The sequence below is a fragment of the Rhizobium sp. Root1204 genome, assembly GCF_001424965.1.
In the GTDB taxonomy this organism is placed as follows: Bacteria; Pseudomonadota; Alphaproteobacteria; order Rhizobiales; family Rhizobiaceae; genus Pararhizobium.
Genome location: NZ_LMCZ01000002.1, coordinates 189572 through 212666, shown reverse-complemented (window position 1 = coordinate 212666; position 23095 = coordinate 189572). Strand labels below are relative to the sequence as shown.

Genomic DNA, 23095 nt, shown 5'->3' with positions numbered 1-23095 from the left:
GCGCGGCGTGTTTTGAATCTGGTGAGACGGCGGCTGGGACGGCGGGAGGGGTAACGCACCGGCGGCGGCGCTGATCATGCTGATGAGGAGACATCGATCATTCACGTCGTTCTCTGCTGACGGCGCGAAGCCCCCCATACGGCCTCTCTTTTGGGCTGGTYTGGCACCGGACCGGCCCTGGCCTGCAACGGCTCCGCCGACCTTCYTCCCCTGACCGCAGGCGGTCATTCCTCGCGAGCCAACAAGCTCGGCTGCCACCGTCCTTCGCTAACGCTGCGGTCCTGCGGATGCATTCCGTCCAATCCGTCGCCTCTCGACCGCCATCGAGGCCGCATCGGGCGGCTTCGAACAACCTCAGGAGATCAAGACAATGGCCCAGATCGGCACCTTCACCCGCGACGAAACCGGCGCCTACAACGGCACCATCAAGACCCTCACCCTCAACGTCAAGGCATCCATCAAGCCCTGCGACCGCGACAACGACCGCGCACCCGACTTCCGGGTCACAGCAACGGGTGTCGAGTTCGGAGCAGGCTGGAGCCGGACCGCCCGCGAAACGGGCGCCGAATACCTCTCGCTCAAGCTCGACGATCCGTCCTTCACGGCGCCGGTCTACGCCTCCCTCGTCCAGGGCGACAAGGGCGAGCACAAGCTCATCTGGTCACGCTGACCAGCACCACGGCGCTCCGCTCAAAGCGGGGCGCCCTCATTCCTGTGGATAGGCGGTGCATAACTCGGTAATGTTTTCNCGCCGGTCTACGCCTCCCTCGTCCAGGGCGACAAGGGCGAGCACAAGCTCATCTGGTCACGCTGACCAGCACCACGGCGCTCCGCTCAAAGCGGGGCGCCCTCATTCGATCACATAGCCCAGCGCGCGATAACCCACGCGTCGCTTTGCGGCCATCCGGGCCAGAACGGGAACGGTGCTATCGACATAATCGACGACCAAGACGTCTCTCTTACCATCATGCTGGCGATGCAGACGGCCGACATACTGCGCCAGAGTTCCCTTCCAGGCGATCGGCATGGTCAGGAACAATGTGTCGAGCCGGGCGTCATCGAAGCCTTCCCCGATATAGCGCCCTATCGCAAGTATCAGGCGCTCATCATCGTCTGCGACATTCAACGCCGTGTTGGCTTGCTTGCGATCCTTCGCCGACATGCCACCGCGCAGCACCACCAGATTTTTCACGAACGGCTCGAACTTCTGCTGGAGATAATCGAGGTGATCCTTCCGCTCCGTTAGCAGGATGGGCGAACGTCTGGCCTCAAGGGATTTCAGCACGTCATCAAATATCAGGTCATTTCGGCCTTGGTCCTGCGCAAGGGCCGCATAAATCGCTGGCATTGACGGGCGCTCGGCCGAGGCGAGCGACGCTGGCAACTCAAACTTCGTCGAACGGTCGCGGGCACGGTGGCGAATACCACGCTCGGCAGCTTGAACTCTTGCATCAACCCGATGGCGAACGGGGCCGCATTGCATGAAGATGATCGGATGATGGCCGTCTTTTCGGGCGACCGTCGCTGATAGACCAACGACGTATCGCCCCTTGGACCTGCGAGCGACAAGTTCAAAACTTGCAGCGGACAGATGGTGGCACTCATCGACGATCAGATGACCGTAATTGCCGACAATGTCATCGACCTCGCCATTCCGTACCAGGCTTTGGATCAGCGCCACATCGATGATCCCAGTTGGCTTTCTTTTCCCGCCCCCGATGATGCCGATCTGCTTTGGATCAATGGACAGAAATGAACTCAGGCGCTCCACCCATTGGGTCAGAAGTTCCCGGCGATGGACAAGAACCAACGCGTTGCGCGCCCGATGTGCGATAAGCGCGGCTGCGACAACCGTCTTGCCAAAGGCCGTCGTCGCGGCAAGCACACCGGTGTCGTGGGCGACAAGAGCATTAAAGGCCATCGACTGGGGCCGCCGCAGTTCGCCCTGGAACGCAATACCGGCAGGTAGCGTAACCCCATCTTCGCGGAGATCCTCCAAAATGGCGGTCGCGCCATGGCTCTTGATGAGTTCAACTGTTTCATCGAGACAGCCTCGTGGCAGAGCGACATGGCGTGGGTGAAGTTCGGCACATGAGATGATCCGAGGCTTGCCGAATGCCGGCAATCGCATTGCTTGCGCACGATAGAATTCCGGGTTTTGGAATGCTGCCAGGCGCACGAACTGCGCAATCAGCGCGGACGGAAGCTCGGTCCTATCAATGTAAACCTGATCAGCGATCACGACCTTGATGCTTTGCGGGATCGCAGCCTCTATTCGCCGCGGCTCGCTACGACGTGACGGCAACATCTTCCACGGCTCATCGGCATGTTCGTCATCGACTGGCATCCGGACGCCCAAGACCCGCCCCGACAATTCGGCTTCGTCGGCAATCCTGAAGACTTCGTCCGCCGATAACCTGGGCAAAGACGACAGGTATGCCCACTGGTCATCGTAAGGTCGTAGGTCGCCATCGACAAAAACGCTGTTGCCATTTTCACGGGCTTTCCTTTGCAGAGGAAGCGCGATCAGATTGCCGAAGCCGCCAAGTGGCATCGTATCCTGGTTAGGAAAGAAACGGTCGTAAGACGTGAAGCCGATCTCGGGACGGTTCTCCATCGTCTCCGTTATTAGCGCGGCACCAAGTTGTCGTGCGATCTTTGCGGGAACGGGTTCGGAGAAGAATATCCAGACATGGCCACCGTTTCCAGACCTCGACCGTTCGAGGGCAGCGGAAATTCCTTTTGCACGGCAAGTGGCCAGCAGAGCTCTGGTGTCGTCTACCCAGCTTTCCTTGTCGAAGTCAGCAGCAAGGAACCAGCATGTCTCGTCCTGCAGCAATGGATATACGCCGGCAACAAAGTCGCTTGAACGGGCATCTCCGCCACGAAGGTGCTTTTCGATGATATCTTCGGAATATGGGATGAAAGCCTGATGCGGGCAGTCCCCACATTTCACCTTCGGCTTGCCGCAGATTCCTTTCGCCCACTCATTAGAACAGGCCGGTGAATAGCCGGAGCGTCCGTCCTTCTTGTTGTTCCAGCGAACCGGGAAGACGTCGGGGCGCCCGGCAAACAGCTGCCGGAATAACTCCACCTTCTCCATCGACGCTGAGCTGTTGGTAACAGGGGCGTCGGCGAAGGCTGGCTTCTCTGCGTCGGCCTGGCTATCGGAAATCAGCTGTTGCTCAACCGCTTCCAGTTCACGCTCAAGCGCCTTCCGCTCATCATTCAGATCAGCCAGCCGCCGTCGAATGCGAGCAATGTTTTCCCATGCATCATTCTTTTCCGCCAACTTTGCAGCTTTCGCCAAAATGATCGTGGGGATCAGCATAGGCCAAAGGCGTCCGTTTTTTAAGACGCACTATCCATCTCAGCCTCCGGGATTATGCGGAGCAGAATCCGCCGCAATCACCGGCAAATCCGGCCTTCAGCGACCGACACTCTGCATAATCACGTTCTCAGCATAATCGACTGTGCCTGCCATCACCCGGAAGTCGGGGGCGTCTTCTGAAGAGCGTTCGACGCGGACGATCTTAGCCTTGACGTTGAGGTTGAGGGTCTTGATTGTGCCGGAGAAGCCGTTTTCGGAAGCGGTGAAAGAGCCGATGGTTGCCATTGGTGCAGTCCTTCTGTTGTTCGGGCCACGCCTATCGCGGCCTCGATGGCTGTCGATAAGACCGGGGACGGTCGGTGCGCACCCGCTGGGCCGCAACGAAGTGAAGGACGGCCATGGGCCGAGGCTTTCTTGTCTCGCGAGGAATGGGCGCGCAGCGCCCAGGGGAAGAAAACGAGCCGGCCGTTGCTCCAGCCGAACGAGCCGAGTGTGCGAGGCGGTCTTCGGTCAGACATGCGCCTTCGAGACCGCGTTGGGGCGACCCGTCAAAGGTCGGTACAGCAATCGCAATCGTGTTCGAGCCGTCCCGTTCGATACGTTCCGTCATGATCGCACTCGCCTGTTGAAGCCTGATCAGTGCCGTAACGCCATTCGGTGACGACGCCGCTATGTGCATGGCCGCCTGTTGAGGGGGCCATGCAGGGTCAGTTTCGCCGTGGATCAGGCGGCTGTCCGGCCAGCCGATGGTTGCAGATCATGCAGATAGGAGACCGCGCGCTGTGCCTGGGCGGCGGCCTGAAAGATGAAGCGCTTGTCGTTCTGCAGCACCGAAAGCCACGATGCCAAATAGCTAGCATGATCCGGGCGAGGCTCCAGTTCGGGCACGATGCCGAGGTCGGCCGCCAGAAACACCGCCCCGAGCTCCGCGATTTATCCTGACAGTCAAGGATCAAAGGCGGCGTCTGGCCCCAAACGGACGTCAAATACGCCGCAAAATTCGAATATTACGATGAAGTTTGCGACGGAAATCCCCTGATTATTCAGCCTCGCCAACACCGTCCTGTGCTGCTTCAGCAAGTTGCTTGACTGCGAAGCGGATTCCATACCACGAGCCATCCAGCCGCGAGGATGAGGCCTACCGCCAAGAATGGCGGCGCAGCCGACAGGGGAAGAAAGTCACCAACGGCCGTTGCGGGAAGCCGCTACCCGGTCAGACATGCCCCATCGAGTTCGCAGAAGAGCGACAACAGATATGTGAAGGGAATTGGCAGTACCGCTCTATCGAGTGAGCTCAAAGTGCCGGGCGGTTACTGGCGCTATCGGAAGCGGCTGATTTCTATCAGGGATTTCCGGCGTGCGACGAACTCCCGAAGCAGGGGGAGGAAAAATGCCTTGCGGAACCGGCCGAGCGGCGGTTCTGGTTCAAGATAAAACGAGCGCCCGATCACATCGCTGTTGAACGCATCGAGGATAATCCAAAGCCGCAGATCGGCATCCAGCCCTGCTCGTCGTTTTTCAATCGAGGGAATTTCAGTGGCGAAGCGAGCCTTGTCGGGCTGCTTCGTGGTGATCGGAAAGAACAACGCCAGATCGCCGTCGGGCCGGGGAATCCGGACGCCGACCGCAACCGGCCGATTTTTCCGGCCTCGGTCTCGCCTTTGCCGCTTTCTCGCGCCCAGAGATAGGGATAGCGAACGATCGCCGCGGTCTGGATGTCGTCATAACCGCTCACCGGCCAGCCTCGTCGCTCTCGGCATACGCGCCAACCGCTGTCTCGAACTCGTCGAACAATTCATCTGGCATGGTTGCGAGCGTCATGGCAGACCGGGCATCGGACTGGCGCATCAACCGATCGTAATCCTCGATGTTGAGCAGCACCAGACGCGGCTTGTTGCGCTGGGTGATCGTCACGGGATGGTGAAGTGCCTCGGCGATGATGTCGCCGGACTTTCGTGAGAGATCGCTGGTCGTATAAGAGCCTGGCGTGTGTCGCATGCTGATCTCCTGAGGTGTCGCATCGAAGGAAGTGTAATAGACTTACCGACTGAAAATCCAGCATATACAGCATTTCTGTATATGCTGGATTTAGATCTGCTTCGGGCCGGCCTCCTTACCCGCCCAGGTTCAAGGTTGAGTGCCGTAATCGGGAGGAGGAATGGAGCGTCGTCATCAAGCTGCCTCCCTCTCTTCAGACACCAGAGGCTGGAGGCCGTACAGATAATTCACTGCCCGTTGCGCATGCGCTGCCGCGTGAAAGATCGCTTTGCGGTCATCGGCAAGTACACGCAACCACGACTGTAGGTATGAGGCGTGGTCGGGGCGCGGCTCCAGTTCCGGGACGACCCCGAGATCGGCGCATAAAAAGCAACTTCCTAGCTCGGCGATCAGTTCCTCGCGTGCGCGCTCTGACCGATCCTTGGCGTAGCGCGAGAGATCGCGGTTCAGCCGGTGGGATGCACCGGCCCAGTGAATTTCTTCATGCGCCAGTGTCGCGTAATAGCTCTCGACATCGCGAAACGCCTCGATCGGCGGCATCTGGATCGTATCGGAACCTGGCGCGTAATAAGCCTTGCTGCCACCATGACGGATCACGGCGCCCGTAGCAGCGAAGAATGCATCGACCTCGGCGATGCGGTTTACAACCGGGTTGGCCCGATCGGACGGCACCGGCTGATCGTGACGAGGCAGATCATCGATCTGCTCGACATTGAAGACAGTGTAGGTCTTGAGAAACGGAATTGCACGCTCGACCTCATCACCGTTGGCAGCGCTTTCGGTTTTGGTGACGCGGTTTGCATACACGACGGTCGAGCCGGTCTCACCCTTGCGGACATGAGCGCCGAGCTCGGCTGCCTGACGAAACGTCATCCATGTCGGAGAACGGAAACCACGCGAGACCGTTTCCGACCAGAGCAGCAGAACATTGATCCCGGAATAGGGTTCGCCATTGTGCCGCATTGGGCGGGAAATGCGACCTTCTAGATGCCCCGAGTTCCAGGGCTGCACCCAAGGCCGGACGCCCTCCTCCAGCGAGGCGATGATGCGGTCTGTGATTTTCGAATAGATGTCGACGCGCGTTTCCTGACCGCTCTTCCGGCTTTCCTGTCTCATTTTCTTCTCCTCGCTTCGAAGACCGCGCCCATCGCGGTCCGTCACGGCGGTCGAAGAGCGCAGGCCTGCGACGGCGCACCCGACGTCATCAATCCGAAAAAGTGCGAGTGGAGAGATCCGGGCCGAAACGAAGTGGAGGACGGCTTGCCGTTGTGCCGGCACCAGCCGGCCGAAGCTAGACCGCGATCCGGAACGGACCGCATGGGCGCGATATGTCCACACACAAAAGCCGGCGCCTTGTGGCGGCGACCGTTTCGACCGGGGGAAGAGAAATGCGGGGCCGGAGCCCCGCGTTCGTGCTATTCGAAAGCTGCCATCTGGGCGCTGGCGGCCTTTTGATCGACGGATGTGCCAGATTGCTCGACCGTGCGCTCGTAAGGCCTCCAGGTTTCGCCGGTGATGTCTTCGTAGGCGCAGATGGCGCCTTCGGCTGCCATTCGGAGCACGTGGGCCTGCAGGCCCATGTCGGCGGCAAATTCGCGTTTGCGCTGGGCGCGGCTATCGAATCCCACTGGACCGTCGAGATCTTCGTCGCGATCGTCGTTCGAGAGCTTGGTCGTCAGGTCACGGGCCTCGGTGACCGAGCGGCTGTAGAATTGCCCGGCGCCGTAGGCGGAGCCCACAAACGATCCGGCGATGCGCTGCATGTGGATCTGCATGGCTTTTTCGGCAAGGCCTTCCTTCAGGGCATCGGCGCTTTCGATCAACTGGCGGCGATGGAGATCGCGGATCCCGTCGCTATCGATGAGGGCAAGGCCGAAGCTTTCCGAGATGCGCAGCGCCTGGTTCAGGTCAGGGCAGGCGTGCTTCACCATTTCGAGTGTGGTGGCGCGCTGGGATTTTGCCGGACGGTTCTTTTGGGTGGAGCGGTTGAGCGGTGCCATGATCGGATCCTTTATGAGCGATGTTTCAGCAAAGCCCGGGGTGCCGTTTGTCGTCCGGCTCATCCCCTCGGGTGCGGGCAAAAGGACAGGGGCGTCAGCGGTCCGGCCCAAGGTCAGGGCGTCGCCAAGAGGAGCGGGGAAGGTTTGCGGATGGTGCGGCCCGCCCAAGCGGGCTGTGACAGACGCGGGCCTGCCTTGCGACGAGGCGGTGATCCTGCCGCAACGCGGCGTGGCACACGGCCTTTGACCGGGACGCGCCCATGTCAGACCGCAGCAAAACCGAGGTGCTGTGCCGGCCCACAATCTGGTCCACGACAGGATGATGCAATCGCATAGCGATCCGACCATGGTAACGCCGCGTCATCAGAGAGCACTGACAAATCTCGGACCCAGCAGACTTCGGTACAAGCCGGCTGCCCTGTTTCCCTGGCTCCGCGCTTCGCTCAGCGCCCCTACCATCTTCGACTGGCCGGGGTTACCGTTTGCACGGCCGGTGCCGGCGCCGGCGTCGATGGCGTCGGGTTGTCGTTGAGGTGGTTCCCGAAGTCTGCTGCGAAACCCGGCATACCGAGATCGAAGCCGGATGCGAGCGCTGTATTGCCGAACAGGTCGATGTAGAGGGATCGTCACGCGCCATTGGTAAACTCCTGTGAGTGGGCGCGTCGAGGCACACTCGTTGTTGACTGCGGGTGTTGCCAGGATGCGGATGGTGGAGGGTTGGAAGTGAAGGCTGCCGTCAGGCAGCGATAGTTTCCGGCAGGAGGCGGAACTGCACCGGCAGTTTGACGGCGATCTCCTCGTCGGTCAGATCATCAAGCAGCTTCCAGATTTTGCCTTGTGCAGAGGGATAGACGAGCACGATCTGGCGATTGCACAGATCGGCTGGAAAGCGGTTATCGGCATAGCCGCGAAAATCCGGACCAGTCGCGCTCCAGATATGATCGAGCCTTTCCTGTCGGTTCATGGCGCGGACGGGACGGGCTTCGCGGGTGATGATTGCGGCACGCATCCGAACAGGTGACTGACGATCGCCCAGGTCGCAATATCCGTGAAACCATCTGGACCGATCATCGATCCGCAGGGCGAAGAAAACGCTGGTGACGCTGGCGGCCAGAAACTCGCGCATGGCGAACATGTCACCGCGGTAAAATAGCGGCGGCAGGATCTCGAACATGTGGTCGTGATCGGCTTCGGATACCTCGAACCACTCGCCGACATAACGAGTGCCATTTATCCTGTTATCGTCGAATGGCGACTGGCTATGGCGGTTGAACAGGGTGTACATCTCGTGGCGGGTAGCGACGCCTTCGAATACTTTGCGGATGGTGGGAGGATTAAACATCTGCGGCTCCTTGGGGTTGCGATTGAAGCGAAGCCTGATCGACCTCTCTGTTCAGTCCTTTGATCACCCCTCCACAGCCGGCGCTTCGCGGGCAGCGGGTCAAGGGCCGCCGTCAGGCGGGCGGCAGCTTCACCCTTGATGCGCTGTCCGCGTATGCGGCAGCTCTCCTCTTTCCCTCCTCTGTTGCAATTCTTCATTCCAGTCTTCACACCGCGGCCTCAGCCGCGAGAAATCGCAACTGGCGCGATCTGCCATCTGGCGCAGACGATCGGCAAAGACTTCACCCTGGACGTTATTGTCGGTCGCGGCCACCAGCCACGCGCCTTTCCCTGAAGCCAGGATTTCCAAAGCCTGAGCGGTCAACGGCGACCAACCGCCACCTGTGCTGACATAGAGCGTGTCGGATCGTGTCTGCTCGATCGCGGCCAGGCTGAGCGCATCGATCGCCGCCTCCGTCACACAGATCCGATGAGCGTCATTCATACCAAACTGGAAAAGCGCCTTGGCGCCGCCGGTTGAAAACCCGCGCCAGTCGGGGCCGCGCTCTTCCCAGCCGATGACGGCGCCAGTCTTATCGACATGTTTTGCCCACATCGAGCCATATGAGCCTTCTCGAAGAACGTCTGCCTCGATCGCTGCGGAGATGACTTGCCATGGCAGGGCGCGGTATTGATGCAGATATCTCCACGTCGCCGATGTGCGCCACGGACGCTCTCTATGGTTCCAGCGGTCAGCGACCGAAGCCATTGTGTGCGCTTGCCGGAGAGGCTTCTCCCAGGTCGGTGCGGTAGGCTGAAACGCGACAAGATCGCCAACGACCGCCAGCGCTTCCGCAAATCCGAACCCATGCAGATAGCCTGCAAGAGCGAACACATCGCCCTTGGCATCCGAACGAGCGTCGAACCAGCCTCTGTCGTCATGGATGACGATGATGATGTCGTCGTCGCGACGGAATTTTACCGCCCGGCGCGTGCTCTCTTTCCTGTCTATCGCGAAGCCGTCATACTCAAGGACGGCTGCGCAGCCCACCCGGGCTCGCAGTTCCTCAATGTCATTCTTATTCATTTCGCTTCCTCTGCTTTCCTTACTTTTTGGACTGGCAGCGCCCAGGCCGCGAAGATGGAAGCGCGCAAGGGCGCGGTTCGCAATGTGCAGATCTGCCGGACAAGTTCGCGGCGAAGCCTCCCTTGCGCGCGCCTCAGCGCGAGCGGCACGCGCTCCCCGGAAGGGGTGATCGGCTCAATGAGCCGATCCATAGGCAAAGGGATCATATTCGTTGATGATGGCGTCCTCATCGCCGTCATACTCGGCGGAAGGCATGACGCCGATCTCTCCATCTATTTCAAAGAGGGTGACCGGGACCATGAGGGTCCGGGCAAGATCGAGTGCGTGGTTTTGTGCGAGGCTGAGATCCGACATGTGAGGCTCCATCCATTGGCGGGGCCGATCCCCGCTCGATGGCGCCCGTTCGATCTAGGCCGGGCCGCGGTCACCTCGGCGGCGCAGCCAGAGACGTCGCAGCTCGCTCGCGAACCCCTTGTGGGTTGACCGTCCAAGGGCGGGACTGGATTAGGGATGCCAGACAAGAGAGCGGGAATCGGAAACGCCGATGGGTGGAGCATCATTGCGCTCGGCCTGTTTACGCTGCCGCGTGCTGATCAGGCGACCTGCAGGTGCTGTGCCGCTTTCGGACGGCTCGCTGAACGTGGAGACAGGATCGCGCAAGGGATCAGACTGATCTTCGAGCATCTATCCCTTCTAGCTGGCTGATGGCCGGAGCGAATGAAACGATAAACGCGCTCAAAACCACGCGATCCGCAGGTGACGTGGTTCTGTTTTATTTGTCGGCACAGGCCCGTCGCTTACAAGCGACGTGACGCAATTCCTGATCGACGCTCATGGCTTGAAACCGGACGCTGCCAGGCAGCGTGTGTCTCGCACCAGAGCCGCTGTCAAACGTCTCGCGTACATCACTTTCCCGCGCAAGGCTCGCTTCATCTATTTGCAGCAACACTACGGCTCTCCGCAATACTGGGAGAACCTCATCGAAGCTCTCATCAGGACACGTCCGGCATATGGATTGGCAATCGAGTCGATTTTGCTACGTGGCGGGCTCATTCCAGTAAAGCACTTCCCGATCGCGCGTGGCGCGCCGATCATGCAGGCACGGCATCTGTCACCAGACACGATCTTCAATCGGCTAAGGCAAGCCCACTCTTGGACAAGGTCCTTGTGAGCGGACTGGGAGAATGCATCGTGTTCACCCAATACGAGGGCCGCTACGAGTCCCTGACTCAAGATGTCCGGGCCAGACTGATCACAGAGTCCGTCCTGTTGAAGGCCATCAGCGACTGGAGCAGAAAACTCGGTCTCGTCAGCTACGAAAAGGTGGCCACACGCGATGGAGAGCAAATCCCAAGGGTTGGCACATTTGCGTGGGATCTCACTGCTCCTTCTTACCGAAGCTTTCTAACGAAGAGTGATGGCGACAAACAGAAGCCAGGGTTTCTCGCCTGCGACATTCTGCTTGGCGAAAAGATAGGTGTTGGGGGAATCCGGCCGTTCCTTCAAAAATGCCACTCGTTGCGACCCCTGCGAAACGTTGGGCCAACAATCCAGATGTTCGTTGCGGATTCCTTTTCTCATGACGCGTTCAAGGGCCTGACCACCGCTTTTCAAAAGCACTATATGAAAGCCTGACCAGTCATATCACTGACCAATTTTTAGACATAAAAATTGGTCAGAAGGACAGGATCGATTGCCAGTGACCAAAGTTTGTATATAATCTTCGGTCAGAAGGACGGACAACTATGCCGGATCCCAGATCGGACACTCTCGAACGTATCCACCAACGGATTGCCGGCGCGGCACCTTCGGGCGTTTGGTCGCGTGCCGATTTCCTCGATATCGCGACACCGAACGCCGTCGAAAAGGCGTTGCAGAGGCTAACCATCCGCGGCGACATCCGCCGGCCTCATCGCGGCCTATACGACAAGCCGGGTATCAGTCAGCTGACCGGCAAGATGGTGTTTCCGCCACGCGCCTCATTCATCGATGCGATTGCACGGCGCGACAAGCTTCGTGTGTGCGTTGACGGCATGACGGCTGCCAACGATTTGGGCCTCACGACGGCAGTTCCGGCCCGGTCCACGATCTATGCGGATACCTATCCCCGAACCATCGAAATCGAGGCCAATGCCGGCGACGCTAAGGCCACAAAACCAGTCATCTATATCCTGGACTTCAAGCGAATTTCGGCAAAGACCGCTTTCTGGGCCGGCCGGCCGGCAATGCGGGTGATCCAGGCCCTCCACTGGTTTCGCGATGAGCGATCCAATCTGGAGACGGTTGTCGATGGTATCGCCCGTTACCTGGCACGAAGCCCCCACAGGCAACCGATTGTCGAGGATCTGCGCGAAAACATCAACGCCATCCCTGCCTGGATGTACCAGGCGATAAAAACGATAACACGCGACCCGCGGCCCCCGGTGGATGAAGACACTCCAACAGGTCAGGATGGGAAGGCTGGACATGCGCCAGAGCTTCATTGAAGTCCTTCGCTCAAGCGCTGACGAGCGGAGAGCACTATTCTCCGCCGCGGCGTCCGATCTGGAAACGCGGACCGAAATATCGAGAAAGATCTCTACGTCTGCTGGGTGCTCGACTTCCTGTTCAACCGAGCTTTGAATCAATCTCGGCAATTCCGAACGACAGCACCTCGCCCTTGCGCGCAGCTCCGCCTTCAAGCCGCCGGATGCGGTCCTGAAGCTCGGAAATAACGGGGTTGGCGGCGGTGATTGGCATGATCTCATACGTCGAGAGGGTGTTTGCACACCCAAAAAAAGCTGATATGTTCTGTTTTTGTTCCTTAACTGACGATGAGTCAACGGGCAAGAATCGGGTGGACGGCGGCCAACATCATGAGATGGTTGTTGCCCAGTCGATTCATCAAGCAGATTCAATTTGATGCAGAATGTGACGAAAATTCGTGGATGAGAAAATAGAGATATGCCCGGCCTGCTGACGCTTAGAGATTTCAAGGGACCGGTGATCACCGTCCAATGCAAGCCGTGCGGTCAGCAGGGAGAACTTGATCGCAAGGCGCTTGTGAGAGAGTTTGGCGCCAGCATGCGTTTTGTGGATCTGCGCCGCCGGATGGCGATGGGCTGCGACAAGATGCATTGTTCCGATGGGCGCGATAGATGCGGAACGCAATTCCCGTGTTTGCTGGAGGCAGGCGTGGCTGTTGAGATGCAAGCGTCCACGTGTTCGGAGAAGCTCTCCAAGCTTGATTACGATCCCAAAGGGTCGGAAACTTCGCCTTGACCGACATTGGATAGGAGGACGGCAATGTGTAATCTCTACAATGTGACGACCACCCGCGATGCGGTCCTGCAGTTCACAAAGGCGTTCCGGGACCGGGCCGGCTGGAACGAAGCCTCCTTCGATGTTTATCCAGGCTATCAAGCGCCGATTGTCCGCGTTGCTGAGGACGGGCAACGCGAGATTGCCAGGGCGACCTGGGGAATGCCGTCGCCGCCTGCCTATGTGAAAAACTACGTTCCCGGGGTCACCAACATTCGCAATGTAAACTCCCCACATTGGCGCCGATGGCTTGGTCCGACCAGCCGCTGTGTCGTGCCGTTCACCTCCTTTGCCGAGCCGGATCCAGCCAGCAAGATTGAGGGCGGACGGGTGCCTAATGCCTGGTTCGCGGGCAACGAAGAGCGGCCGCTGATGTTTTTCGCAGGCTTCTGGACCCCGTGGAAGGGCGTGCGGTCTCGCCGATTCATCAAAAGGCCATGCCCTCCATCCTGACCACGCCTGAAGAAGTCGAGACCTGGTTGACAGCACCGTGGGATGAAGCCCGCCACCTCCAGCGTCCGCTCCCAGGCAACATGCTGGTGATCGTGCCGCCACAGGCCAAACCGAAGCCAGACGAGGAAGGTCTGTTGCTTTGATCACCGGCACCATGCACGACCAGAGCAGTCAGGTGCCTGTACACCAAATGCCCGCGTACCATGTTGGAACCGACGTAATGGGGAGCGTGCAATCTGTGCGCAAAATCATCCATGTCGATATGGATGCTTTCTATGCGTCTGTCGAGCAACGCGACAATCCGGCGTTGCGCGGGCTACCGTTGGCCGTCGGCGGATCGGCGGCCCGTGGTGTGGTGGCGGCCGCGAGTTACGAGGCGCGCGTCTTCGGCGTGCATTCGGCCATGCCGTCGGTCACCGCCAAGCGCAAATGCCCCGAGCTGATCTTTGTGCCGCCGCGCTTTGACGTCTACAGAGCGGTTTCTCTGCAAATCCGCGAGATCTTTGCCGAATATACGCCGCTGATCGAACCACTGTCGCTCGACGAGGCCTATCTCGATGTCACCGACAACTTGAAGGGGATGGAGATTGCCACCGAGATTGCGCTGGAGATCCGTGCGAAGATCAAGGATATAACCGGCCTCAACGCCTCGGCTGGCATCTCCTACAACAAGTTCCTGGCGAAGATGGCGAGCGATCTCAACAAGCCGAATGGCCAGGCGGTCATTACCCCGAAGAACGGACCGGGTTTCGTCGAGATGCTTCCTGTCAAGAAGTTCCAGGGCGTGGGGCCGGCGACAGCGGAGCGGATGAAACGGCACGGAATCGAGACGGGATTTGATCTGAAGTCGAAGTCTCTCGCCTTCCTTCAGCAGCATTTTGGCAAGTCCGGTCCGTATTTCTACGGCATCGCCAGTGGGATCGACGAACGACAGGTCACGCCCGATCGCATCCGCAAGTCCGTCGGCGCCGAGGACACCTTCGTCGAGGACATTGATGATTTCGATCTCGCCAAAGGCGAACTGCGGCCATTGGCGGAGAAGGTCCGGAGGTACTGCGAAGCGCACGACATCACGGGGAAGACCGTGACGGTCAAAATCAAATATTCGGATTTCAGCCAGGCGACACGCAGCCAGACAGTGCCGGGAGCCGTCTCCAACCTCGACCAGATGCTGGAGATTGCAGAGACCCGGCTTGCCTCGGTATTCCCGTTCAAACGTCCGGTGCGGCTCCTAGGGATCACCCTTTCGTCGCTCAACACCGAAGAGAGCGGGCAAGAACCGCAGCTCGATCTGGGACTTTAATGCAGCCGGGCCTCGAAACGAAAAAGCCTGCCGCGGGAGGAGGTGCGGCAGGCTTTTCGAAAAGAACCGAACAGCGACTGGGAGGAGGAGTGTCGCCGTTCCGACAGACGTCCCCTGGGAGGAGTGGGCCGTCTGAAATCGAAGCTCTGCGGGAGGAGGTGCATCGCTTCGATGAAAACCAGAATACCCATTCTCGCCGCACATTAAATAGACTTTGCTGCAGTGCAGCTATGCAGAGAATGCAGGACCTCATCCGTGACGAAAGAAATCTCCAGCACAGCGCCTCGCTGTGGGCCAGATACAAAAAACGCCCGCGTCATCAGCGGGCGTCGTGTCATTCAAGTCGGCTTGCAAACAGTCGCTTAACGAGCGACCGATTGGCGGGCAACGCTGTGAATGTCGGCACGATCGATACCTAGATCCTGCAGTTCGCGCGAGCTCATGCGGCCAAGTTCGGTAACGGTCTGGCGATACTTGCGCCAGTTATGGAAAGAGCGTGCTACGTTCATGATGATCCCCTTTCGTGAGGTCTCTTGACGCCAGCAACCTTGCTTTGGTTCCAACGTCAATTCGATGATTGGAATATAGGCTCTTGGAGGCCCATCGATAAGGCACAAGGTCTCAGGTCGGCCATGCGCTCAAAGCATGGGTCCAATCAAACGACGGACGGAGCTATCAGGCTCGGAAACGATCGAAGGCAGTCAGCCGTTTGATCGGGGGATCTGCATCGGGATAGCGGTAGATTTCGGCCCTGAGATAGCGGAGCTCATCATCAAGCGCTTCTTCCCCAACCTCGATCCACCAGGATTTGGACGGCCGTCGCTTCCGTCGGACCAGCGATAGCCTCGCGTCTTCAAGTGATCCTTCATGTCGAAGGGGCTGTTCTCCGCAAAGATCCGCACGCGCGACCTTTGGCTTGCGCAATAAAGCTCAGCGAAAGCGGTGGAATCCGACCCATTCACTTCCCTTGCCAGGACCTCCAGAAGCGCAAAGCAATCATCGACCGCACGATGTCCCTCATGAAAATATCCCGCTTGCCCGACAAGATATCCGAGTTTGGTACCTTCATATCCCCGCGACGACCAGTCGATCTCGGAGTTGGAGCAAGCCCAGGCCTTGCCGGAAAACAGCTGAGAAAACGCCTCGCAGAACGGCCGGTCGAAACCGGCATTGTGGGCGATCAGCAGATCGGCAGGCCCGATCAGCGCCCGCAACGCTGCCGTGTCGATCGACTGCCCGGCCACCATAACGTCGGTAATCCCGGTGAGCCTGGTGATCTCGATGGGAATGGAAACGCTTGGCTGCTGAAGTCCACCGTAGATGCCGGTCACGTCACCAATACTTCCTGTCGCATCGAAGGTAAAAGCGATCACGCCAATCTCGATGATCTCATCCTTGCGCGCATTGAGGCCCGTGGTCTCGGTGTCGAGAATGACGCCCTTGAGGGGGTACGCTGGCCGGGCAATTGGAGCTATTGCGCGCGGCATAAGTTTCTGCAGGATCCGATAGCGACCCGTCTGCGACAGATGACGGACCATGTCCTCCTCACTCATGGGGATGGCAGTCTTGTCGGGTTTGGCGGCGTTGGACGAGCCACGCGTGACCACCTGGCCGAGCGGAGCCCCGCTCCGAAAACATGTCAAACTGTTCTGCCATTGCTGTTGTCAAAGCCCCGCCGCCAATTTGCCCCCTTCAAAACACGGCACGATCGGCAGATCAACCTTGTTGGTGGGGTGCGATTTCAGGCAGGCTTTCCAGCAAAGTTCGCAACCTCGCGATTTTTCCAATCTCAGTCCACAGGTGCTTGTGCGAAATGGCCAAAACAAAAAGTGGGCATATCAGCTGGAGCGGGAACCGCGAAAGCCGTTCGCCTCCCGCACGATCGGTCAAAAGGGTTGCCGCAGGAGGTTCAGCATAGCGATGCCGGAAACCGGGACCGACAGCCCGGCGCGCGGGTCCATTATGCCAGCGAGTGGCACAGTGCCGCATTCGGAGATAGAAGTGCGACAACCTTTGTGGGAGCCGAAACACAAATGCTGCAACTCACAGCTCTCGCGTTTAACCGCTGAGGCGCGATCCTGCATATCCTGACCGCCAGCTTGATCGGTGACGGGGAACAACATCAGCTCGGGCTTACTTTGTAGATAGAAATTAGCGCAGTGAGAAAAAACTCGTGTCAAAAGCCCGCATTCGTGTCATCGATCTTGAGACCGCCGGAAACGGACCAAACGACGTCTGCGAAATTGGCTGGCAGGATGTCGTCCAGGAAGTTGATGGCATCTGGATCGTAAGCGAGGAGCGCGGATCGCTACTGGTCAACCCAGGCCGGCCGATCTCTCCTGAAACGATGGCCATTCATCACATTCTCGATGAACAGGTCGCTAACGCGCCCTTCTGGAAAGAGATTGCCTCGACGGTCTTGCGACCCGTCGGCAGGATCGATGCCCTCGCCGCTCATCGGGCTGCCTTCGAGCAGCGATATTGCACACCGCGACTGACCGGTGAGGTTTCGTGGATCTGCACCTGGAAATGTTCGCTGCGCGTCTGGCCTGAACTGCCCCGGTTTTCCAATCAGATGCTGCGTTATCAGCGTATGCCACAAGGTCTGGTCCATGAGATCGGATTGCCAGCGCATCGGGCCATGCCGGACGCGTACGTGACCGCTCATCATCTGCGAGACCTGTTGAACGCTGCATCGCTCGAACAGCTACTGGTGTGGAGCACCGAGCCCGGGCTTCTGCCCCGCGTGCCTGCCGGCCCGGAGCGCGGCAAGAGCTGGGACCGTGTCGGCACGGAAGCGCTCAGTGAATTGCTCCGCGACCGAGACGCCGACGTCCGGTTCAGTGCCCAGACAGAACTGACAAAGCGGGGTGAGCTTGGAACTCCAACGGTTGCCGAACCGCAACAGAGGTCGCTGTTATAAGCGATGATCCAAAGTCCACCTTGTCACCCGCCGGCAGGTACTTCGTGGTACAAGGACGTCTTTGGCGAAAAAGCAATCCAGCTCTTGGTGAACACACACGTGAGTTGTTGTTTTGCCGACAGATTCAAGCGGGGATCTTCTTATCCTCGTATCTTCACTAACTCAAACCCTGAACCGTCATAGCGTGCCGGTGTCGATGAGCCGGTCCAACCGGTTTTAAATCCGGCAGTACGCAAATCCCATGCCGTACAGCCGAATAACATCTGGGCAGACGGTCACACGGCACCGCATAATAGCGCCGAGGTCTTGCATGGCGCAGAAACTAAACACCGGACATTACGATTACTGGATTGACCGGCGAACTGGCGTCCTCTTTTTGCAATATTGCAATGCACCATGGTGATCCCGCCGCATTCGCTCATCGCAATTACTCACTAACTCTCCCCATTGCACCGTTGACAGTGGCCGCTTTCCCATCAATTATTGTTGTCAGACATCTTACAAAATGTCGTCAAACTGTCTTTGGGAGGCACCATGAATATCTTTTCGAAGCTTCTGGCCGGCGCTGCGCTGCTGGCTGCCACAAATTCTGCCTTTGCAGGCGAAACGCTTGACCGCGTCTTGGAAAACAAGGCTATGGTCGTCGCGACCAACAGCAGCTGGCCTCCGCAGAGTTTCCTGGATGACAACAACGAGATGGTCGGGTTCGACATCGACGTTTCGCGCGAGATCGCCAAGCGCCTCGGCGTCGAGGTTAGCTTCCAGACCCCGGATTGGGCAACGCTTACCGGCGGTCGCTGGCAGGGGCGCTATGACATCGGCGTCGGCTCGGTCACCCCGACCAAAGCGCGCGCTCAGGTCATCGACTTCGCCGGCATCTATTATTACAGTCCTTATGTCTACGTCGTTCACAAGGACAGCACGGCAAAGAGTGTTGACGACCTCAACGGAAGGGTGATCGGCGTCGAGACGGCGACCACCTCCGAAGACTTCATCAACCGCAAGCTCGAAATCGATGCGCCGGGCCTGCCGCCGATGGAATACAAGCTGCAACCGGGTGAAATTCGCACATTTGCCGATTCCATGCTCCCCTTCGATGACCTGCGCCTCGGCCCGGGCGTGCGCCTCGATGCAGTGATCGCGCCTGAGCAGACAGCGATGAACGCCATCAAGAACGGCTATCCGCTGCGTATCCTCGATGGCGGCTACGCCTTCCGCGAACCTCTCGTCGTCATCGGCGAAAAGGTCGATCCGGAATGGACGGCAAAGGTCGGCAGCATCATCGCCGACATGAAGAAGGATGGCACGCTCGCCTCCCTCACAGCCAAGTGGTACGGCAAGGACTACAGCGCCGACTAAGACGCACAAGTAATGCCGGTTCGGGATCACATCCCGGGCCGGCATTACCTATCCTGCCTGAAGCGAGCCCGACATGACATATCCCGATACCTACTACCGCCGCACCATGGCCAATGGCGCCGAGCGGCCGACCCTTTCCGGCGCCATCGACTGCGATACCGTGATCATCGGCGCCGGCCTTGCCGGGTTGACAACAGCATTGCAGCTTACCCGTGCCGGCGTTTCCGTCGTTGTGCTAGAGGCAGAAAGCATCGGCTTCGGCGCATCCGGCCGCAACGGCGGCTTCGTCAGCCCCGGTTTTGCAACCGGCGGCGATGCGATCGCACGGGCCACCGGCAAAGATGCCGCGCGAAAAATCCATCAGCTCTCGATCGAGGGTGTCGATTTCGTGCGCGACACGATCCGTGATCTTGGCATCACCGACGCGAAGCCGCAGCCGGGCATCATGAGCGTGTTGCGCCACGATGGAGGCGGCAGCCTGAAGCAGCATGCCGACGAGATGCGCAGGGAATACGGCTACGAATACGAATATATTGGCACGGATGCGGTTCGCAGCCGGCTGAAATCAACACGCTATTTCCAGGCTCTGCGCGATCCCAAGGCCTTTCACATGCATCCGCTGAACTATCTGCGGGCGGTGGCCAAGGAGATCGAACGTCTCGGCGGGCGTATCTACGAAAACTCCGCCGCGACGCGCTGCGACGTCAATGGCGCGGAAAAACGCGCCAAAACTGCCAACGGCCAGGTGAAGGCCCGCCACATCGTTTTCACCACGGGCGGTTATACCGGCTCGCTGGTCGGTAAACTCAAGCGGTCCTACCTCCCGATCGCCACCTATGTGATGCTGACCGAGGAAGCGCCCGAGCTCATTCGCGAAGCAATCGCCACGCGTGACGCGATCGGCGACAATCGCCGGGCCGGTGACTACTACCGCCTGGTGGAAGACGGCAAACGCATTCTTTGGGGTGGCCGTATTACCACCCGCGCCGCCTCGCCTGCAGCCCTCGCCCAGGAATTGCGGCGCGAGATGATCGGTACCTATCCGCAACTAAGCGAGCTGAAGACGGAACTCGCCTGGTCAGGCCTTATGTCCTATGCCCGTCATCTCATGCCCCAGATCGGCGAGATGCAGGCCGGGGTCTGGCATTGCACCGCATTTGGCGGGCATGGCCTTAATACGACGGCGATCGGCGGCAAGCTCATTGCAGAAGGTATTCTCGGTCAATCGGGTCGCTACAAATTGTTAAAGCCCTTCGGCCTCGTCTGGGCCGGCGGAACCGCCGGGCTCGCCACGGCACAACTTACCTATTGGAAATTACAGGCGCAGGACTGGTGGCGTGAGCGCGGCGCCTGAGACGGGGGAGGAACATCGATGATTGGAAAACTGATACTTACTTACCCCGCGGCGGCCCGTCGCATCGGCATAGTGCTGATCTTCGCGCTTGTTGCAGCCTCACTTTACGCACTTGGCATCAGCTCAGCGTGGATCGGCAAGCTCTTCCCCTCGGCCATAGACTGGTTGAAGGAGAACAGGCAGCTTGGCCGGATCGTATCGTCGATCACGATTGCGCTTATCATCGCCTTTAACTGGAAGCTGCTGCAGCTTCTTTCTCGCCGTCAACAGATAGTGGCCGTCTGGATCGAACTGTTCGCGCTGCTGATGCTGTTCTTTTATTCGTTCGACCTGTCGATCAGCTTTATCATCCGCAAGATCGGCTTCATGATCTCGCAGGGCGTGGTGACGACGCTTTATATTTCGGCGATTTCGATTGCGATCGCCACAGTGATCGCGTTGGTAGGTGCGATCGCCAAACTGTCGAAGAACGGCGTGATCTACGGTCTTGCCACCTTCTACACCTCGTTGTTTCGTGGCCTGCCGCTGTTGATGCAGATCTACATCATTTATCTGGGCCTACCGCAGGTCGGATACGTGATCAGCGCGGTCCCGGCCGGCATCCTGGCGCTCTCGCTCTGCTATGGCGCGTATATGACAGAAATCTTTCGAGCGGGGATCGAAAGTATTCACCGCGGCCAGACGGAGGGTGCAACCGCGCTTGGCCTCAGCCCGAACCAGACAATGTTCCTCGTGATCCTGCCTCAGGCGATGCGGGTGATCGTGCCGCCGACTGGCAACCAGTTCATCGCCATGCTGAAGGATAGTTCGCTCGTGTCCGTGGTTGGCGTGTGGGAGATCATGTATCTCGCCCGCACCCAGGGGCAGACGGAGTTCCGCCATATCGAGATGCTGATCACAGCCTCGATGATCTACTGGGCGCTGTCGATCGTGCTAGAGCTGCTTCAGTCGCGCATCGAAGCCCGTTTCGGTCGGTTCAATGCCCGCTGAAGTATTAGCGGTCGGGGCAATGTCGCCGCGAAACCTGCGCGCCGTTTTGATCGTGCTGTGCGCCTTTGCAGTCTTTTCCGGCACGGACGCGCTTGCAAAGCTCTTGGCGCAAAGCTTTCCTGTGCCCCAGGTGACCTTCATGGTGACGGTCACAGCGCTTATCGTCGTCGTCGGCTCTGCGGTTTCTTCCGGCCGCGCCGGCACGCTCTGGCCCCGTCACCCGCGGTTGGCATTCGTGCGCGCCGGGTTGCTCGCCGGAGATACGATCCTGATCTATTACGCCTTTGCCGCATTGCCGCTTGCCGAAGCCTATGTGGTTGCGTTCCTGTCGCCTGTGCTGGTGGCGGTACTTGCCTTTATCTTCCTGCGCGAGCGCCTGTCGAGGGCGGGCTGGGCCGGCGTTCTACTCGGCTTTGCAGGTGTCATCGTTGCCCTTCGCCCCGGTGTCGTGCCAATGAATTTCGGTCATGCGGCCGCGATCGGGTCTGCCTTGCTCTTTGCCGTGTCGCTTGTTCTACTGCGCCGTACGCAGACGACGGAATCCGACGCTGCCCTGGTGGCGAGCCTGCTGGTCGTGCTGAGCGTGCTCTCCCTCGTCGTTGCGCTTGCTGGTAGCGGCTTTGAGCCGGTCGGATTTATCGATCTTGCGACAGTAACCGTCGCCGGTCTCCTGTTGTCTGCCGGTCATGCGCTGCTCGTGCGTGCGTTTCGTATCGGCGATGCGTCCGTGGTTGCGCCTTTTCAATACAGCCAGATCATCTGGGGTTGTCTCTATGGCGCCCTGCTGTTTGGCGCTCCTATCGAAATCCATACACTGGCCGGCGCCGCGATCATCATTGCATCCGGCTGGGTGCTCGTGAAATAACTGGAGGAAATTGATGCAGCAATCGTCCAACCTCACCGAGATCAAGCTTTCCGGCGTGCACAAGTGGTACGGGCAATATCACGCGCTGGACGACATCAATCTCGATGTAGCAAAGAGGGAGCGCATCGTCATCTGCGGTCCGTCCGGCTCGGGAAAGTCCACGCTGATCCGGTGCATCAACCGGCTTGAGGTGCACCAAGAGGGGCAGATCGTCGTTGGTGGGGTCGAACTTACGGAAAATGAGAAGAACATCGAGAATGTGCGCCGGGAAGTCGGCATGGTGTTCCAGCACTTCAACCTTTTTCCGCATTTGACCATTCTTGAAAACTGCATCCTGGCACCGGTCTGGGTGCGCAAGATGAGCAAAGCCAAGGCCACGGAGATTGCAATGCACTATCTGGAGCGCGTCAAGATTCCGGAACAAGCCAACAAATACCCCGGCCAACTTTCCGGCGGCCAGCAGCAGCGTGTGGCGATCGCCCGTGCGCTGTGCATGAACCCCAAGGTCATGCTGTTCGACGAGCCAACCTCGGCGCTCGACCCGGAAATGGTTAAGGAAGTGCTGGATACGATGGTGTCGCTTGCGCAAGAAGGCATGACGATGATCTGCGTGACCCATGAAATGGGTTTTGCCCGCCAGGTGGCCGACCGGGTGATCTTCATGGATCAGGGGCGGGTGGTGGAAGAAGCCGCACCGGTAGATTTCTTCGACAACCCGCAGCACGAGCGTAGCCGGTTGTTTCTCAGTCAGCTCCTGCACTGAGAGCCACACGAAAACGCGACCGGCGACATTTTGCCGGTCTCCTGTTTTC

21 protein-coding genes and 6 pseudogenes are annotated in these 23095 nt (G+C 59.0%); 13 read left to right on the top strand and 14 right to left on the bottom strand.

What is annotated here, in order from left to right; all coding sequences use genetic code 11:
- The first annotated feature begins 370 nt into the window (after positions 1-370).
- The gene (locus ASC96_RS04515; RefSeq protein ID WP_024318408.1) at positions 371-670 is read left to right on the top strand and encodes a DUF736 domain-containing protein; all 300 of its coding nucleotides are present in this window, start codon (positions 371-373) and stop codon (positions 668-670) included.
- Positions 671-850: 180 nt separating this feature from the next.
- Here the strand turns inward: ASC96_RS04515 and ASC96_RS04510 are convergent, their stop codons facing one another.
- From ASC96_RS04510 to ASC96_RS04455, 11 genes and pseudogenes are all read right to left on the bottom strand, one after another.
- Positions 851-3331 carry a DEAD/DEAH box helicase gene (locus ASC96_RS04510; protein ID WP_244481860.1) on the bottom strand — a complete coding sequence of 827 codons (2481 nt, stop codon included), beginning with the start codon at positions 3329-3331 and terminating at the stop codon, positions 851-853.
- Positions 3332-3463: 132 nt separating this feature from the next.
- Positions 3464-3616, bottom strand: a pseudogene (locus ASC96_RS04505) (DUF736 family protein); the annotation flags it as partial.
- Between the two features lie 438 nt (positions 3617-4054).
- Positions 4055-4264: pseudogene (locus ASC96_RS04500) on the bottom strand (zincin-like metallopeptidase domain-containing protein); the annotation flags it as partial.
- 386 nt (positions 4265-4650) lie between these two features.
- A pseudogene (locus ASC96_RS34360) lies at positions 4651-5066 on the bottom strand (hypothetical protein).
- Positions 5063-5329 carry a type II toxin-antitoxin system prevent-host-death family antitoxin gene (locus ASC96_RS04490; protein ID WP_060501782.1) on the bottom strand — a complete coding sequence of 89 codons (267 nt, stop codon included), beginning with the start codon at positions 5327-5329 and terminating at the stop codon, positions 5063-5065. Before ASC96_RS04490 ends, ASC96_RS34360 begins: the two are co-directional and overlap by 4 nt.
- A 174-nt stretch (positions 5330-5503) precedes the next feature.
- Positions 5504-6445 carry a zincin-like metallopeptidase domain-containing protein gene (locus tag ASC96_RS04485; RefSeq protein WP_060501781.1) on the bottom strand — a complete coding sequence of 314 codons (942 nt, stop codon included), beginning with the start codon at positions 6443-6445 and terminating at the stop codon, positions 5504-5506.
- Positions 6446-6744: 299 nt separating this feature from the next.
- Positions 6745-7329: a hypothetical protein gene (locus ASC96_RS04480; RefSeq protein WP_060501827.1), complete on the bottom strand. Its 585-nt coding sequence runs from the start codon at positions 7327-7329 to the stop codon at positions 6745-6747.
- A 736-nt stretch (positions 7330-8065) separates the two neighbouring features.
- On the bottom strand, positions 8066-8671 hold the full coding sequence (locus ASC96_RS04475) for a DUF1419 domain-containing protein (RefSeq protein WP_060501780.1): 606 nt from the start codon (positions 8669-8671) through the stop codon (positions 8066-8068).
- A 129-nt stretch (positions 8672-8800) separates the two neighbouring features.
- Complete coding sequence (locus ASC96_RS04470) at positions 8801-9736, bottom strand: DUF3991 and toprim domain-containing protein (RefSeq protein WP_060501779.1); 936 nt, start codon at positions 9734-9736, stop codon at positions 8801-8803.
- 174 nt (positions 9737-9910) lie between these two features.
- A complete protein-coding gene (locus ASC96_RS04460) occupies positions 9911-10090 on the bottom strand; it encodes a hypothetical protein (protein WP_020046815.1) in 180 nt (59 codons plus the stop codon).
- A gap of 150 nt (positions 10091-10240) precedes the next feature.
- Complete coding sequence (locus tag ASC96_RS04455) at positions 10241-10420, bottom strand: hypothetical protein (RefSeq protein ID WP_060501776.1); 180 nt, start codon at positions 10418-10420, stop codon at positions 10241-10243.
- A gap of 507 nt (positions 10421-10927) precedes the next feature.
- Between ASC96_RS04455 and ASC96_RS04445 the strand changes: the two genes are divergently transcribed.
- From ASC96_RS04445 to ASC96_RS33675, 3 genes and pseudogenes are all read left to right on the top strand, one after another.
- Positions 10928-11371, top strand: a complete 444-nt coding sequence (locus tag ASC96_RS04445; RefSeq protein ID WP_060501772.1) for a hypothetical protein — start codon at positions 10928-10930, stop codon at positions 11369-11371.
- Positions 11372-11481: 110 nt separating this feature from the next.
- Positions 11482-12222 carry a DUF6088 family protein gene (locus ASC96_RS04440; RefSeq protein WP_060501770.1) on the top strand — a complete coding sequence of 247 codons (741 nt, stop codon included), beginning with the start codon at positions 11482-11484 and terminating at the stop codon, positions 12220-12222.
- Positions 12203-12351: pseudogene (locus ASC96_RS33675) on the top strand (nucleotidyl transferase AbiEii/AbiGii toxin family protein); the annotation flags it as partial. The gene ASC96_RS04440 and the pseudogene ASC96_RS33675, both read left to right, overlap by 20 nt.
- On the opposite strand, the gene ASC96_RS34230 reads toward ASC96_RS33675, so the two are convergent.
- Positions 12344-12475, bottom strand: coding sequence for a hypothetical protein (locus ASC96_RS34230; protein ID WP_280140008.1), 132 nt, complete (start codon positions 12473-12475; stop codon positions 12344-12346). The pseudogene ASC96_RS33675 and the gene ASC96_RS34230 overlap by 8 nt on opposite strands.
- Positions 12476-12679: 204 nt before the next feature.
- On the opposite strand from ASC96_RS34230, the gene ASC96_RS04435 reads away from it, so the two are divergent.
- The 3 genes and pseudogenes from ASC96_RS04435 to dinB all read left to right on the top strand — a co-directional run bounded on the left by ASC96_RS04435 (position 12680) and on the right by dinB (position 14792).
- Positions 12680-12997: a hypothetical protein gene (locus ASC96_RS04435; protein WP_244481857.1), complete on the top strand. Its 318-nt coding sequence runs from the start codon at positions 12680-12682 to the stop codon at positions 12995-12997.
- Between the two features lie 24 nt (positions 12998-13021).
- Positions 13022-13632 (top strand): annotated as a pseudogene (locus ASC96_RS04430) (SOS response-associated peptidase family protein).
- 77 nt (positions 13633-13709) lie between these two features.
- Complete coding sequence (gene dinB / locus ASC96_RS04425; protein ID WP_060501768.1) at positions 13710-14792, top strand: DNA polymerase IV; 1083 nt, start codon at positions 13710-13712, stop codon at positions 14790-14792.
- Positions 14793-15154: 362 nt separating this feature from the next.
- On the opposite strand, the gene ASC96_RS31515 is transcribed toward dinB, so the two are convergent.
- Positions 15155-15301, bottom strand: a complete 147-nt coding sequence (locus tag ASC96_RS31515; protein WP_082511934.1) for a DUF1127 domain-containing protein — start codon at positions 15299-15301, stop codon at positions 15155-15157.
- A gap of 166 nt (positions 15302-15467) precedes the next feature.
- Positions 15468-16345, bottom strand: a pseudogene (locus tag ASC96_RS04420) (3'-5' exonuclease).
- Positions 16346-16965: 620 nt separating this feature from the next.
- On the opposite strand from ASC96_RS04420, the gene ASC96_RS04415 reads away from it, so the two are divergent.
- From ASC96_RS04415 to ASC96_RS04390, 6 genes are all read left to right on the top strand, one after another.
- A complete protein-coding gene (locus tag ASC96_RS04415) occupies positions 16966-17715 on the top strand; it encodes an exonuclease domain-containing protein (RefSeq protein WP_060501766.1) in 750 nt (249 codons plus the stop codon).
- Between the two features lie 534 nt (positions 17716-18249).
- The gene (locus ASC96_RS04410) at positions 18250-19074 is read left to right on the top strand and encodes a transporter substrate-binding domain-containing protein (RefSeq protein ID WP_060501764.1); all 825 of its coding nucleotides are present in this window, start codon (positions 18250-18252) and stop codon (positions 19072-19074) included.
- 73 nt (positions 19075-19147) lie between these two features.
- A complete protein-coding gene (locus tag ASC96_RS04405) occupies positions 19148-20428 on the top strand; it encodes an FAD-binding oxidoreductase (RefSeq protein ID WP_082511933.1) in 1281 nt (426 codons plus the stop codon).
- A gap of 18 nt (positions 20429-20446) precedes the next feature.
- Positions 20447-21418 carry an amino acid ABC transporter permease gene (locus ASC96_RS04400; RefSeq protein ID WP_060501763.1) on the top strand — a complete coding sequence of 324 codons (972 nt, stop codon included), beginning with the start codon at positions 20447-20449 and terminating at the stop codon, positions 21416-21418.
- Between the two features lie 19 nt (positions 21419-21437).
- Entirely contained in the window at positions 21438-22283 is an 846-nt protein-coding gene (locus ASC96_RS04395) for a DMT family transporter (RefSeq protein ID WP_244481855.1), read from the top strand.
- Positions 22284-22296: 13 nt separating this feature from the next.
- Positions 22297-23046, top strand: coding sequence for an amino acid ABC transporter ATP-binding protein (locus ASC96_RS04390; RefSeq protein ID WP_060501759.1), 750 nt, complete (start codon positions 22297-22299; stop codon positions 23044-23046).
- Positions 23047-23095: the final 49 nt, after the last annotated feature.